General features: G+C 66.9%; 12 protein-coding genes. 4 read left to right on the plus strand and 8 right to left on the minus strand.

Annotated features, from left to right (window positions below):
* Nucleotides 1-105: 105 nt before the first annotated feature.
* Together IE275_RS21055 and IE275_RS46000 are read right to left on the minus strand one after the other, a co-directional pair.
* On the minus strand, nt 106-984 hold the full coding sequence (locus IE275_RS21055; RefSeq protein WP_189712885.1) for a DUF2797 domain-containing protein: 879 nt from the start codon (nt 982-984) through the stop codon (nt 106-108).
* Nucleotides 905-1,327, minus strand: a complete 423-nt coding sequence (locus tag IE275_RS46000) for an HGxxPAAW family protein (protein WP_229870408.1) — start codon at nt 1,325-1,327, stop codon at nt 905-907. Before IE275_RS46000 ends, IE275_RS21055 begins: the two co-directional genes overlap by 80 nt.
* A 121-nt stretch (nt 1,328-1,448) precedes the next feature.
* On the opposite strand from IE275_RS46000, the gene IE275_RS21060 reads away from it, so the two are divergent.
* A complete protein-coding gene (locus IE275_RS21060; protein ID WP_189712886.1) occupies nt 1,449-1,940 on the plus strand; it encodes a MarR family winged helix-turn-helix transcriptional regulator in 492 nt (163 codons plus the stop codon).
* Between the two features lie 127 nt (nt 1,941-2,067).
* Here the strand turns inward: IE275_RS21060 and IE275_RS21065 are convergent, their stop codons facing one another.
* The gene (locus IE275_RS21065; protein ID WP_189712887.1) at nt 2,068-2,550 is read right to left on the minus strand and encodes a hypothetical protein; all 483 of its coding nucleotides are present in this window, start codon (nt 2,548-2,550) and stop codon (nt 2,068-2,070) included.
* 236 nt (nt 2,551-2,786) lie between these two features.
* On the opposite strand from IE275_RS21065, the gene IE275_RS21070 reads away from it, so the two are divergent.
* Nucleotides 2,787-4,148, plus strand: coding sequence for a helix-turn-helix domain-containing protein (locus tag IE275_RS21070; protein WP_229870410.1), 1,362 nt, complete (start codon nt 2,787-2,789; stop codon nt 4,146-4,148).
* A gap of 351 nt (nt 4,149-4,499) precedes the next feature.
* Here IE275_RS21070 and IE275_RS21075 read toward each other — a convergent pair whose 3' ends face one another.
* From IE275_RS21075 to IE275_RS21085, 3 genes are all read right to left on the minus strand, one after another.
* Nucleotides 4,500-8,096 (minus strand): DEAD/DEAH box helicase family protein, encoded by a 3,597-nt coding sequence (locus IE275_RS21075; RefSeq protein ID WP_189712889.1) that lies wholly within the window; start codon nt 8,094-8,096, stop codon nt 4,500-4,502.
* A 201-nt stretch (nt 8,097-8,297) separates the two neighbouring features.
* The gene (locus tag IE275_RS21080) at nt 8,298-9,509 is read right to left on the minus strand and encodes a restriction endonuclease subunit S (protein ID WP_189712890.1); all 1,212 of its coding nucleotides are present in this window, start codon (nt 9,507-9,509) and stop codon (nt 8,298-8,300) included.
* Nucleotides 9,506-11,026 carry a type I restriction-modification system subunit M gene (locus tag IE275_RS21085; RefSeq protein WP_189712891.1) on the minus strand — a complete coding sequence of 507 codons (1,521 nt, stop codon included), beginning with the start codon at nt 11,024-11,026 and terminating at the stop codon, nt 9,506-9,508. The genes IE275_RS21080 and IE275_RS21085 overlap by 4 nt, the downstream gene beginning before the upstream one ends.
* A 334-nt stretch (nt 11,027-11,360) precedes the next feature.
* On the opposite strand from IE275_RS21085, the gene IE275_RS21090 reads away from it, so the two are divergent.
* Nucleotides 11,361-12,299: a DUF3800 domain-containing protein gene (locus IE275_RS21090; RefSeq protein WP_189712892.1), complete on the plus strand. Its 939-nt coding sequence runs from the start codon at nt 11,361-11,363 to the stop codon at nt 12,297-12,299.
* A gap of 101 nt (nt 12,300-12,400) precedes the next feature.
* On the opposite strand, the gene IE275_RS21095 is transcribed toward IE275_RS21090, so the two are convergent.
* Both IE275_RS21095 and IE275_RS21100 read right to left on the minus strand, forming a co-directional pair.
* A complete protein-coding gene (locus tag IE275_RS21095) occupies nt 12,401-12,871 on the minus strand; it encodes an NUDIX domain-containing protein (RefSeq protein ID WP_189712893.1) in 471 nt (156 codons plus the stop codon).
* 2 nt (nt 12,872-12,873) lie between these two features.
* Nucleotides 12,874-13,617: a helix-turn-helix domain-containing protein gene (locus IE275_RS21100; RefSeq protein ID WP_189712894.1), complete on the minus strand. Its 744-nt coding sequence runs from the start codon at nt 13,615-13,617 to the stop codon at nt 12,874-12,876.
* 107 nt (nt 13,618-13,724) lie between these two features.
* Here IE275_RS21100 and IE275_RS21105 point away from each other — a divergent pair, with 107 nt between their 5' ends.
* Nucleotides 13,725-13,967 (plus strand): hypothetical protein, encoded by a 243-nt coding sequence (locus IE275_RS21105; protein ID WP_189713013.1) that lies wholly within the window; start codon nt 13,725-13,727, stop codon nt 13,965-13,967.
* Nucleotides 13,968-14,033 lie beyond the last annotated feature (66 nt).

Below are 14,033 nucleotides of genomic sequence, written 5' to 3' on the forward strand. Positions count from 1 at the left end.
CCCTGAGAAATACACAGGCACCTCTCAGGGAACGCCTGGGAACCCCTCACTCCACGTTGATCCCACGGGCCGCTTCGCCCCCTTTCGCGCGCAATGCGCCATCCCTCAGAACAGCCCGTCCTGACGATGCGCCTCCGCCTTGAACTCCCGCACCGGAACGGTGACTTCGCCCCCCTCCCCGACCGAAACCAGCCCCCATCCCCCCATCAGCCGCGTGTCGAGCACGACCACCGCGCCGGCGCCGGTCGCCAGATGCAGATCGGGCCCGGCGGCGGCCACCAGCTCCCCGCTCACCACACCCCCGGCGACCAGCCCGGTCACCTCGCCCCGGGCGGCGGGCGCCGTGTCGAGCCCGAACACCCGCACATGGTCGACGGCTTGGAAGGGCGCGCGGGCCAACGACTCCGGCCAGCCGGTCAGTTCCACCGCGCGCGCGTGCAACTCACCTATCTCGGCGGCCCGCTCCTCCGCTCCGGCCGGCAGGGCGGCCCGCACGGCCCGCTTCTCGCCGTACGGGATCCGGTCCGGCACCCGCAGGGCGGCCCGCAGCAGCTCCTCGCTGCGCCGGGCGGCCATCAGCGGCCCGGTGCCGAGCCAGCTGAAACAGACCGCCCCCTGCTCCAGCAGCCTCGCGGACCCCCGCCCGACCGCCGTGATCCCCACTTTGACCAGCCCCGGCCCGAACCACGCCAGGTACACGCGGTACGGCCGCGGATCGTCGGCGATCCCGTCCGCGGCGACGGAGTGGGCCCGGTCCAGGCGCGCGCACTCCTCGCACCGGCCCCCCGTACTGCGCGCCGACACGCCCGCCCGCACCGGACACGCGTGCCCCCGAGCCCCGGCGCACTCCCGCACACCCCCCTCCGCGACCCCGAAGGCCACGCGCTTCCCCCAGGACAGCGGGCTACGACGCCCCCGGTCCCACGTCAGCACGGGACCCTCCGCCGACCACCGAAGTCCCGTGCACTTCCATGCCTGTGCCATCACCCGCAACGGTAGGCCCCGGCACTGACAACGCGCCCCGACCAGCGGGAACGCGCCCCGCGAGGCGGCACCCGACACACCCCGGATGACCTCGGCGGGCCCCCGTGTCCCGGACCCGCATGCCCCACTCGGCCCGGGGCCGCACCCCGGGCGGCTTGCCCCAGCCCGCCAGGTGCAGCCCCCAGGTGACCAGCACGCTCACGCCGGCGATCACCAGCCCCCCGGCCACGAGAAGGCCGGAGCCGGCACAGACCCCGACCCCCACCACGGTGGTCCCCACGGTCGCGACGGCGACACCGGTCCAGCCGGCGACGGTGTGCCCCTCGTCATGCAGATGCGCCACGACTTACCTCACAATCTAAGAAGTCAACGACTCTCTTACAAGGTAAGAGAACAGGAAAGCGGATAACAAGGGACCAGCACGAAACAGTCGCCGAGCACCCGGTACAGGAGCAGTCCCCGCGATGACATCCACGCCGCCCCGCCCCGCCGCCACCCCCGCAGCAGCGCTGTCGGCGATGGACGACCTCATCGCGGCCAGCATGGTCGGCCAACAGGAGATGGCTCAGCGCCTCGGCCTCAACGTCACCGACCTGACCTGCTTCGCCTACGTCCTCCAAGCCGGCGAGAACCTCCTCACCGCCGGCGAGCTGGCGACCCGCGTCCAGGTCACGACAGGCGCGGTGACCGGCATCCTCAACCGCCTGGAACGCGCCGGCTACGTCACCCGCCGCCCCGACCCCCAGGACCGCCGCCGGGTCCGCGTGGCCGCCGAACCCACGGCCGTCGCCCGCGTCCACGCCCTCTACCAGCCCTACTACGACCGCCTCACCGCCCTCTTCGGCGACTACACCCCCGACGAGATCGCCGTCCTCACCGACTGGTTCACCCGCGCCACGACCCTGGCCCACACCTACCGCCGCGAACTCCGTCTCCAGCACGACACCGCCCCCTGAACCGGCCTCGGCCCGCCCCGGGCGGACGTGAACTCCGGCCCGCGGCACGGCGGCACACCGCGTACGCGAGAGGCCCCGGATCGCTCCGGGGCCTCTCGTCCGTGTGCGCTCGACAGGAATCGAGCCGCTAACCGGCGATGCGGGTGATCTTGTGGTTGCGGTCCAGGTCGACGACGAGCTTGGTGGTGCTGCCCTGGCCCCAGGTGAGGGTGACGTTGACCCGGCCGGCGGTGGCGGTGCTCTTGACCGTCCACTTCATGGGGACGTTCTGGGCCCGCAGGATGCCGTCCGCGTGGTTGCGGTTCTCCCACTTCACCACCTCACGGAGGTGGTCGGGCCGGACGTAGAACGTGCGGAGCTCGGTGGCCAGCTTGCCGTTGTCCGCGTCGAGCTGGGCGTCGATGTAGGCGCCGTAGAAGTCGGCGACGCGGGTCACGTTGTCCGACGACGTGCCGCTGATCGTCCGCTGCGCGACAGCAGCCGCCGTCGTCCCGCTCGTGGTCGCCTGAGCCGACGCGGTGAGCCCCAGCGGCAGAGCCACGGCGGCGACGAGGCCGGCGATCAGAGCGGTGCGGCGGACGTGCTTGCGGGCGGTCTTGTTGCTGTTCATGAGTGTGCTTCCCCGGTTTCGATGAGGTCGGAAGTGCGTCGCCGTCTGCAGAGCGTCCCTCTCGACCCCCGTGGCGTGGGGGCCGCTCCGGCGACACCAAGAGCATCGGCGGACGCTCGGCACGGCCACAACGGACGGCACCCGATCCGCAACGGTGGAACCGTCCCAGGCCTCCCGACCTCCCCATACAGGGAGTGCCTGGGATGCCGTCCTGGGACACGAGGCAGGAGGACCCGGTGCCATCTCAGGACGACGTGGAGGAGTTCGCGGCGCTGCTGCGTCGCCTGAAGGCGCGCACGGACCGCAGCTACGGCGCACTCGCCCGCCGGCTGAACATGAACACCTCGACGCTGCACCGGTACTGCGCCGGGGACGCCGTACCACTGGACTTCGCACCCGTGGAACGGTTCGCCGCGATGTGCGGGGCGAGTCCGGCCGAACGGGTCGAACTGCACCGGTGGTGGGTCCTGGCAGTGGCGGCACGGCAGAGGTCCCGGCCCTCCGCGGGGGCCGCGTCCGCGTCGACGACGGCCGCTGTTCCCGCGGCCGACGAAACGGCCGAGCCGGTGACCGTGACGGCGGCCGACCCCACACCGGCGGTCGCCGCCACCCCCTCGCCGGAGGAAAACAGGCCCGGTCCTCCCGAGCGGGCCGAAGCGCCGCGCCCCGCACCACGAAAGCCCTGGTACCGACGCCGCGTCGCGGTCACCACGGCCGTGACGACCGCGCTGCTGGTGACCCTGGGCAGCCTGTCCGCCCTGGCCGCCTCCGGACACTCCACGACCACCGGCGACGACCGGGCGTCCGGCACGCCGACCGCGAAGACCGCGGGCGCGCGCCACGGCTCCCCCACACCGTCCGCACCGCCCTCCACGGCGAGCGGCCGGCCATCCGGCTCGCCCTCCCCCAGGACACCGGCCGCGGGCGACGGCTCACCGAGCCCCACCACGAACCCTTCCCGCACCACCGCCTCCGCCGCCCCGCCCCTCACCTGGACCGCGAACTCCCAGCTGTGGCAGATCGGTTGCAGCCACGACTACGTCATCGACAAGGCGCCCCAGCAGGTGCCACCGCCCCCGGCGCCGCAGGACGCCGCCCCGTGGGCCCGGACCCAGGCGGCGGTGCACGGCGGCGAGACACTCGTGGGGATCTCGGTGCAGGGGCGGACGGACACGGCGGTCGTCCTGGAGGCGCTGCGGGTCCGCGTCGTCGGACGGGCCGCCCCGGTGAAGGGCACGGTCTACGCCATGGACCAGGGCTGCGGCGGCGACATGACCCCCCGCTCGTTCACCGTCGACCTGGACATGGACCGGCCGATCGCCCGCTCGGTCCCGGGCAGCGACAGCGCCACCGGAACGAACACCCCGGCGATGCGCATGCCCTACCGGGTGTCCGCGAAGGACCCCGAGGTGCTGATGGTCGACGCCCGGACCGTCGGCTGCGACTGCCGCTGGTACCTGGAGCTCGACTGGTCCTCACAGGGCCGCACCGGCACCGAACGCATCGACGACCACGGCCTCCCGTTCCGCACCACCGGCACCAAGGGCCTGCCCCACTACTGGTACGCGAACCATGGCTGGACCCCCTTCACGAGGTGACCCGAACCCCGCCCCGCCCCGCTGTGTCCGACCGACTCGGCGGGGCCCTGCGTGTCGAGCGGCGATCAGCGATCAGCCTTTCCGGCCGCGTTGATGTCGGCGGTTGACGCCAAAGGCCCCCGGGATGATCCCGGGGGCCTTTGATCTGTGTGCACTCGGCAGGATTCGAACCTGCAACCTTCTGATCCGTAGGATCGGGCAGGCCATTGGGCGGGCGCTCCGCTTTCCTCCCGGCTGATCGCTGATGGTCGTGATCAACAGCCTCTGTGTGCCGTCGTTGCCGTCAGGGTTGCCGTCAGCTCGGAACAGTGGCATCAGCTCGCAGCGTGGGCGATCGCCGCGACGCCGAGCCTAAGCCGCCAAGGTGGTGGGCCTGGCTGTCCGCTCCAGTTCCTTGAAGATGACGTTGAGGACTTCGAGTTCCTCACCGGTGAACAGGTCGTCGGGGCCACCCGGGGCAAGATCGGCAAACGAATCCTCGTAGAGGTCGCCCAAGCCCAGGATTCCGCGCTTTGCCACCGTATCGATGATCAACGTCAGGAAGTCGATCTGGCGGGAGCTGAGCTGCTTACCCGTGCAGAAGACTTCGAACGCCTTCTGTGCGGCCTGTCGATCCAGCCCGCACAGCCCGCGCACGAACAGGCCGAGGCCGCCAGAGGACCGCACCTCGTCGAGGTCCTCCTGGGAGGCGATGGCCTCTGACAGGAAGATCTCCTCCAGGTCCGCCAGATCGAGTTCGGTGATCTGCTCGTTGAGACGCAGTTTGCGCACCACCGGCTGGTCCTCGTGGCGCAGGAGGTAGGCCCGCGCCTTCTGCTTGAAGCGCTGCTCGTCCGTGCCCTGAGGCATTCCTTGGATCTCGGCCTCGATGATGTCACCGAACTGGTCGACGAAGTCGGTGTAGACGACGTTCCGCTTGACCTTGGGGTCGGTGAGCCGGGCGAGCCGACGCATACGGCGGCGCATGTCCTCCAGCATCGGGAGTGTCACGTCGTTCCACCACTCGTCGCCCGCCACCGCTTCCAGCAGCTCGGCCTGTTCACCGACCGCCGGGATGTTGGTCTTGGTGAGCAGGTTGGACGCGATGTCATGGATCTTCGTGCGCAGCTTGGCGAAGTCCTTGCCGCCTTCCAGCGCGGCAAGCTGGAGACCATACGCCATCAGGTCGAACCGCTTGGCCTCCTCGCCTGTCTCCTCGTCGTCCGGGCGGAACTCGCTGGGCAGTCCGAGCAGGTGGTCGCGGATCGCGGTGTCCGCGTCGTCGTCCACCCGGTGCCAGCTCCCGAAGTCGCTGAAGACCTCGACCTCCCGGCGGTGCGGGCGCACCAGGAAGTTGTCTAGGTTCATGCCGGTGACGGTGTGGTGCAGCCGGTGGGCCAGCGACCAGCGGATCTCCGCCTCGGTACCGATCGCGTCGGGGCCGGCGTCACGTGCCGGGTCGGGCTGCTGCCGCTTGTCCAGGACCCGGACCAGGTCGAGCTGGCGCTGGAGGAGCTTTTCGGTGAGGGTGACGGCCCTGCGCCCCTCCGACCGGTCGAGTTGGCTGTTGAAGAAGTCGATGTTGCCGCAGAAGTCAAAGACGTAGAAGTTCTGCTTGTTGTGCTCGGGGTTGTCGGGGTCGGGGCCATAGAGGGCGGGGCGCAGGCGGGTGCCGCGGCCGATCATCTGCCAGAACTTGGTCTTGGAGAAGACCGGCTTGGCGAAGACCAGGTTCACCACCTCGGGCACGTCGATGCCGGTGTCGAGCATGTCGACGGAGATGGCGATGTCGGGGGCGTTCGGCGGGTTCTTCGGGTTGGAGAAGTCGTCGATGAGGGACTGGGCGTACGTCTCCTTGTACGTGATCACGCGCGCGGTGTGGCCGGCACCCTGCGGGTAGTTCGCGTTGTAGCGCTCCTCTATGTACCGGGCGTGGTCGTTGTTCTTGGCGAAGATGATCGTCTTGCCGAGCCGGTCGCCGCCTTCGACGCGGTGGCCGCGCGTCATCAGCGTCTCCAGCATCTTGTCCACGGTGTCCTCGTTGAAGAGGATCTTGTTCATGTCGTGGCGGCCCACCGCGTCCGGGATGTCACCGTCCTCGGTCCACTCCTTGGCGTCCCACTCGGCCTTCTCCTCCTCCGAGAGGTCGGCGTAGCGGATACCCTGCTCCATGAACTTCAGCGGCACCTTCACCGCCTTGGGGAGGACGAGGTAGCCCTCGGCGGCGGCTTCATGGAGATCGTAGGAGTCGGTCGGGACTCCGTCCTCCATGGCGAACAGCTTGTACGTGTTGTGGTCGATCTCGTCCTTGGGCGTGGCGGTCAGGCCGAGCAGTAGCGAGTCGAAGTAGCGGAACAGCTCGCCGTACTTCGCGTACACGGAGCGGTGCGCCTCGTCGATGACGATCAGGTCGAAGTGGCCAGGCCCGAAGCGGCGGCGGCCCGCTCCGTCGATGACGTCGATCTGCTTCATCATCGTCTGGTACGTGGAGAGGTAGACGCGGGCCGCAGCGGCCTTGTCGTCGAGGAGGCTGGCCGCGGGGGTGTTCGGCAGGTTCTCCTTGAACGCCTTCATGGCCTGGGTGACCAGCGCCTGCCGGTCGGCGAGGAAGAGCACCCGCTGTGCCCAGCCCGCCTTCATCAGCTGGTCCACGAGGGCCACGGTGGTACGGGTCTTGCCGGTGCCGGTCGCCATGACGAGCAGCGCCTGGCGGCCCCGGTCCCGCTCGAAGGTCTCGCCCACCCGCTTGATCGCGCGGAGCTGGTAGGGGCGGCCGGCGATCTTCTCGTTCACCGGTGTGGACGTGAGGGAGAGGCGTCCGGCGCGCTGGCGGATGTGCCAGTGCAATTCGTCCTTGGTGAAGAAGCCCTGCACCTGGCGGGGCGGATAGCCGAGGCTGTCGTCCCAGAGATAGGTCTGGTACCCGTTGGTGTAGAAGATCACCGGGCGGCGGTTGAACTGTGCTTCGAGCGCGTCGGCGTACAGCTTCGCCTGCTGCTGCCCGTCACGGGCGTCCCGCTGGGTCTTCTTGGCCTCGACGACGGCGAGGGGCTTGCCGTCATCGCCCCAGAGCACGTAGTCGACGTAACCCTTGCCCGTCTTGGTGGGCATCCCGGTCGCTATCGGATACTCGGTGTCCTTGCTCGGGATGAGGAGGTCCCAGCCCGCTTCCTTGAGGAGCAGGTCGATGAAGGCGTCGCGGGTCGCCTTCTCGTCGTAGTCGTGGGTGTCCTGTACGGCCTGGTTGGCGGCCTTGGCGGCGGCGACCTGCTTCTTGAGCTCTTCGAGCTGTCGGGCGAGGTCCGCGTTCTGGGCGCGCTCGGCGGCCAGCTCCTCTGCCTGCTGCTTGAAGCGTGCCTCGTCCTCCGCCTCCTTGGCCTTGAGTTCGGCCTGCTTCAGCGCGCGAACCTGCGGGGAGAGGGGACGCGGTACGGCGCTGGTGTCGAAGTCCAGCCCGGCAGGCGGCAGAGCCGAAGCCTGGCGGGTGTAGGTACGGGCGAACCAGTAGAGGGAGTGGAACAGCTCCTTGACGCTGGCCTCGGCGACGGTCTTCGGGACGGGGGCGGCCTTGTGCACGGCGTTGTTGCCGTGCCGGCGGATGAGGTCCATCTTGGCGTTGACCGTCGGCCCGACGAGCTGCCGGAAACTCGGCTCGTGGAGCATCGCCGCGAGATCTTTTTTGTAGGGCTCGCTGAGGCTGCTGTCCTTGTCGTACATCCAGCGGGCGGTGATCTCGATAGCGCGGCGGGCGTAGAAGCAGGCGGCACGGGGGTCGTGATGGATCAGCCGCTCGGCGCGGATCGCCTCGTCGTAAAGGGCGGGCCACTCGGCTCGGAGGAAGCTGAAGTTGCCGTTCGCGGTATGGCCGACGTTGTCGGCTGCGGCGCGGTCGCGGGCGTGCTTATCGTGACTTGCCTGGCCCTGGCTGTCGCTGTTCTGGCCGCTCTGACCATTCTGCTCGCTACCCATGGCGGTGCGGTGTCCCTCTCCCCTGTGGCGGCCTTGTCGTACGGGCCCGGGGCTCGGCATCCCGGCCCGCACGAGGCCGACGTTTCCGTCCGTCTCCTACGGCAGAACCACCCGCGGGCCAGGCTCCCCTGCCCGGCCCGCGGACGGCGTGTTGTGCTGGTGGTGCGGTCGGCGCTGCGCACCGGGTGCGGCGAGAGCGGTCTACGCAGCTTCGCCGGGAGCTTCATGATCCCAGAGAGTGCCGGAGAAGGCACGGTGCTGGAGAGAGGAGAAGAGCTCGTCGAGGGCGGCGAGGTGCCGGACATTCCTGGCGCGCTGGCTGTCCACGCATTCCACTCGGCAGACAAATTCCTGTTGCCTACTCATGGGCGGCACCATAAGGGAAATAGATGAGAACTGCGTCTTGTTGACCAAGCCTGTCATGGCCCCTGTCGATTTCTGCTGAATCAGAGCCTTACCCACACGGATCTGCTCCAGCATAAACCGCGGCAACGGGTCTTGGGAGATGAAGGCATTGATCTGCTGATTGATGGCAACCCGCCGCCCCGCCAGCACTGCATTCCCGATACTGGCCGGACTGCCCGCGATACATGTCACCAAAATCGATTCGGCGGGGACGACGCGACCGGCTTTCTCTCCCGCTACGGTCAGGTGCTCGGCCGCCTGGCTCGGGTTCAATTCAGGCGGCCTAATGTTATCGGTTTTGATCCACTCGATACCCTCACCGTAGTTCTCAGGCCTGGCTCGCGAGGGCGTGTTTCCCGTAACTACCACACCGAGCTCGCCGATTGTTTTTCGATCCCACAAGGCATTACATGAAGCAGGATCACCGAACATGTCGAGGAAGATGGACTGGGCGAGGTCGTCAAGAAGGGCAATGGCCTCGCGACGCTTGGCACGGAGAGTGTCTACCTGGTCGAGGACAGCAGCGATGCGCCTCTGCTCCGGAAGGGGAGGGAGTGGAACTCTAAGAGCCAGCAGGCTTTCCTTACTTACCGTGGCTTGATTTACCCATTGCTTACACAGGCCACGAAAGATTCCTGACTCAAACTGGCATGACAGCCAGCGGCTAAGGTATGCAGGATCGAGCTTTTCTCCGTCAGTGCGAATTCTCTGAAAATGGTTACTGTACACCGCTTCTTCGTCAAGGCCAGACCAGAATAGCGTCTTCCCAACCAAGTCAGGGCTATTGGTGGCATTGAACAGAACATCGCCAGCGAGAAGCTTATTTTTAGCGACACCCGGATGATTCCGGGGCACCCGACGCTGCTTGCCCAGATCAATGTCACCTGACTTGGTAACATTGTTCATTCGGACCTGGAAGATCCCGTTCGGATCAACCTCTCCGCACGCAAATCCCGGCTTGACCTCACGAACAAGATCTTCGAGCAATGGCCTGCGCAGCTCGGTCACGCCAGCATTCCCTTCAGCTCTTCCGTTCCCTTGGCAATCTCCTCATTCAGGCGCTCCAAGTCAGCCAGGATGTCCAACGGCGCGCGCGTCTTGATCTCCTCGCGGACGATCTCCTTGTATCGGTTTAGTGAGAGGTCGTAGCCCTGCGCTGCGATGTCCGCCTTGGATACACAGAAGCTTTGCTCGGTCCTGGCCCGGTCCCTCTCGGTGCCGTCTCGTTCCTGCCAGCGCGCAAGGACGTCCGGGAGGTTGTTCTTCAGGAGTTCGTCCGGCGTCAGCAGTTCGCCCTGTGGGCGTACGCCCAAGCGCTCCTCCGGAAGCAGCGGGTTGCGCTTGTCGTCCAGGCTCAGGCCGTCCGCCTGCACGTCGTAGAACCAGACGTGGTTCGTACCGCCCGAGTCCGTCCTCGTGAAGAACAGGATCGCGGTCGACACACCGGCGTATGGCTTGAAGACCCCGCTCGGAAGCTTGACCACCGCCTGGAGCTGCTGTTCCTCCACCAGGATGCGGCGCAGCTCCTTGTGCGCCTTGGTCGAACCGAACAACACCCCATCGGGGACGATGACGGCCGCCCGACCACCGGGCTTCAGGAGCCGCAAGAATAGGGCCAGAAACAGCAGTTCCGTCTTCTTCGTCTTGACGATGCGCTGGAGGTCGACCGCCGTGGACTCGTAGTCCAGGTTCCCTGCGAAAGGCGGGTTCGCGAGGATCAAGGAGTAGCGCTCGGCCTCGTCGGCCGCACTCTCCGCGAGCGAGTCGCGATAACGGATGTCCGGGTTCTCGATACCATGCAACAGCATGTTCATCGAGCCGATGCGGAGCATCGTGTTGTCGAAGTCGAAGCCGTGGAACATCGACTCGTTGAAGTGCTTACGCTGCTCCACCCCCAGCAGCGCGTCACGATGCACCCGCTGCACGTACGACGCCGCCTGCACCAGGAAGCCAGCTGTGCCGCACGCCGGGTCACAGATCTCGTCGCGCGGCCCCGGCTGGGTCATCTCGACCATCAGGTCGATGATGTGGCGCGGCGTGCGGAACTGACCGTTCTGGCCAGCCGTGGCGATCTTCGCGAGCAGGTACTCGTAGATGTCACCCTTAGTGTCGCTGCTGTCCATAGAGACGTCGTCGAGTAGGTCGACGACCTTCGCGAGCAAGTTGGGCCCCGGAATCGTGAACCGGGCGTCCTTCATGTGGTGGGAGTACGTCGATTCGTCCCCACCCATGCGGCGCAGGTACGGGAAGACGCCGTCGGCGACGAGCCCGTACATGATCTCGGGGTCCTTGACCTTGAAATTCTGCCAGCGCAGATTTTGCTGGTCGTCCGAGAAGAAGGGGTCCGGGTCGGGCTTGCCCGTTGCGGTCGCCTTGCGGTCCTTGCGGGTCTGGATCTCGTCCAGCCGCTTGATGAAGAGCAGGTATGTGATCTGCTCCATCACCTCCAGCGGATTGGAAATGCCGCCCGACCAGAACGCGTCCCAGACGCGCCCCACCTTGCTCTTCAGCTCGCCCGTAATCACACAGAGGATCCTACGGCCCCCGAACCCCGCGCCATCCAGACTTGACATGGCCGAGACTCCGCCACCCCGGGTCTCATACGTCGACCTCCGCGCACACCGTCTTGCCCGGCCCACCATCCCGCAGCTTCGCCGTCGCTGGCCGCCTGGGCAGCGTTCCTCGGCTTCGCCCGTAAAGGTTGACCGAAACCCGTACCACCTAACGTGCTCTCGGCTTGACCGACCGTAGTCGTTCTCGGCAGGATCGGCCTCAGCAAGCAAAACATCGCGCATATGGCTGCGCAGACCCTGTGGCCGTCCCTTCGGGGGCGGCCACAGACGTGTCTCGGGAGGTTCGGTGCATCTGTGCTACATCGACGAGGCGGGCAACGGGCAGACGCTCGAGCCCATGAGGCCTGACGCCCCTCCGGTCCTCGTCGTCGGCGGATTCACCGTGCCCCGAGCCCAGATCAAGTCTCTCACCTGGGCCTTCCTCGACGTCAAGAAGCACTACCGGCCGCAGTTGCGGAACACGGACCAGCTCTCCGAGGTGATCCAGCACGAGATCAAGGGCTCGGACGTCCGCAAGAACCTCCGTGCCGGCAACCACGGCTGGCGACGTGCGGCCATGGAGCTGGTGGCTTCGCTGCTCGACATATTGGAGTCTCACGAAGCCCGTATCCTCGCCCGCGTGTGGATCAAAGAGGAAGGGCTGGCGTTCGACGAGTCCGGGGTGTACCCAGCCTCCGTCGCCGCGTTGAACGAGACCTTCCAGGCTCAGCTCGCCCATGAGCACTCGCGCGGCATGATGGTCCTCGACAGCCGCACGAAGGTGAAGAACGCTCCCAATGTCCACTGCGTGACCACCCGCAAGTACCGCGCGGGCGGTGACAGCCTCCGCGGAGTCATCGAGTCGCCGGTCTTCGGTCACAGCGACACCCACACGCTCCTCCAACTCGCCGATCTCGTGGTGTCCTCCCTGCTCTTCCCCATCGCGTGCCATGCCTACCTGGGCGACGTGACGTGGAACGTGCACTGCGACAACGCTTACCGGCCATTGCGGGAGCAGTTCGGGCGGCGGCTGAAGAAACTGCAGTTCCGGTACCAGGACCCGACGGGGAAGTGGCGCGGCGGGATCGTCGTGTCCGACCGGCGGACGCAGCAGCCGTCCAGCCTGATGTTCGGACCTAAGAAGACGGTGACCGTGCCTACTGCTGCGATCCCGGGACAACCGGGAGCTCCGGCTCCCGAGCAGTGTGAGGCCGAGCCGGACGGCGGTTTGCCGCCTCTTCCCTAGTGGGAGGACCTACGACAGGGGCGACAGCTTTCGCAGCCAATTTGCCCAGCTCAACGGCACGATGGCCCCGCCTCTCTTCTAAAGCGGGGTTGCGGGCGCGATCAGCCGAGATAGGGCCGCTCACGGTGCTCCAGGAAGTGGCGGATCCTGAGCCGCTGCGTGTGGTGCATCGGTAGTTGGTCAATCTCCTCGGGCTGGACGAACCGCAACTCCGTGGACTCGTCCGAGATCGCGAGCTGGCCCCCGACTACACGGGCGGTAAAGCAGACATTGAACTGTCGGCGCACCTCACCGTCAGAGTAGGCGATGACGTGGCGAGGGTCTGTGTACGTGCCCACGAGCCCGGTGATCTCTACGTCCAGACCCGTTTCTTCCTTCACCTCGCGGACGGCCGTTCCTGGGAGGGAATCGGTCATCTCCATGCCGCCACCAGGTAGCGCCCAGAGATCGTTGTCCCGGCGGCGCTGAAGGAGCACACGCCCTTCGCCGTCGGTGATCACGGCAGACGCGGCGACCACCAAGCTGTTCGGCGCGGGTGCTGCTGGGTCGTCGTAGTACTCGGTCCGTGCCATGGTCACTCTTCCGTTACCGGTGTCGCGGTCTCCCACACAGCGTCGAAGCTGCTGGCGTAGGTGTCGAACATGCCGCCCTCTCCGTTGCGCCGAAGATGCCACACGGGAGCACCGTAGGCGTTCACGCCCCAGACATGGGCATTGACCAGTGTCTGGTCATCCGCGCGGTAGATCGAGTTGTAGAGCGTGGTGGCATGGGTCCGCACCTCGATGCCAGGTACCCCGGCAAGGGGGCGATAGTGCATGAGGGCGAGTCGGCAACGGGACTCGATGCCGTGGCCGAACCGCTCTTCTGTGCCGCGCTGTTGGACATTCACGCTGTCCGGATCGCCGATCGCGATACGAACCGCGCACCCGTCGGCAGCTCGCTCTCGCAGCAGGTCGTTGAGCCGCGGGTACGCCTCGTGCAGGAAGACGGCGGCATACACCAACACGTCGATGTGCCTGCGGGCCTGCGTCAACATGTCCACGAAGGTGGAGACGGGGATGTCCGCCCGCTGATCGTAGAGAGCCACAAGTTCCGGGCTGACTGCGCGGGCAGGGCGTGCCTGCCGGAGCGCGGGCCATAGAGCGTGCACGTCTTCTCCTAGCGTTTCCGCTGCCAGCATGGCCGTGGCACGACGCGGCGTACGCCCCAAATTGACCCATCGTTCAACGGACTTGGGATCGACTTCGACCCTGTCCGCAAGGGCGGTGTACGTCCAGCCGCCGGCCGCCATGGCAGCACGTAGCTTCTCGTTCGGCATCCCAATCTCTCCCAACACTCGGGGACGGCGATAGGGACGTTCTACCCGACGAGAGACGTCCCGAAGTGGTGTTTGTCGGAGGTTTCGACGTCCCCATGAGCGACAGTATGCTCGTGCACATGGCGAGCAACCAGCAGACCAGACCAGGCATCGGTGAACTGGCGAAGGACACCTCCAGGAACCGCATCGGCATCGTCATGGATGAGGTCGGCGGCCGTGTGCAGATAAGGCCGATCGGCGGCGGCGCCGAGTGGGACGCCATGCCGGACGACGTGGAGCCGCCGAGTGCGCGGGAGGAACTGAGCGCACGTCTGGCCATCAAGAACCGCAATCGTCGGGCCGGGCTGTGATGCGCGTTATCGGCCAGTACGCGGGAGTCCTGTTCATCGTGGTGATCAGCGGGTCGTGCGGCCTGG

The sequence above is a fragment of the Streptomyces phaeofaciens genome, from assembly GCF_014648915.1.
GTDB lineage: Bacteria > Actinomycetota > Actinomycetes > Streptomycetales > Streptomycetaceae > Streptomyces > Streptomyces phaeofaciens.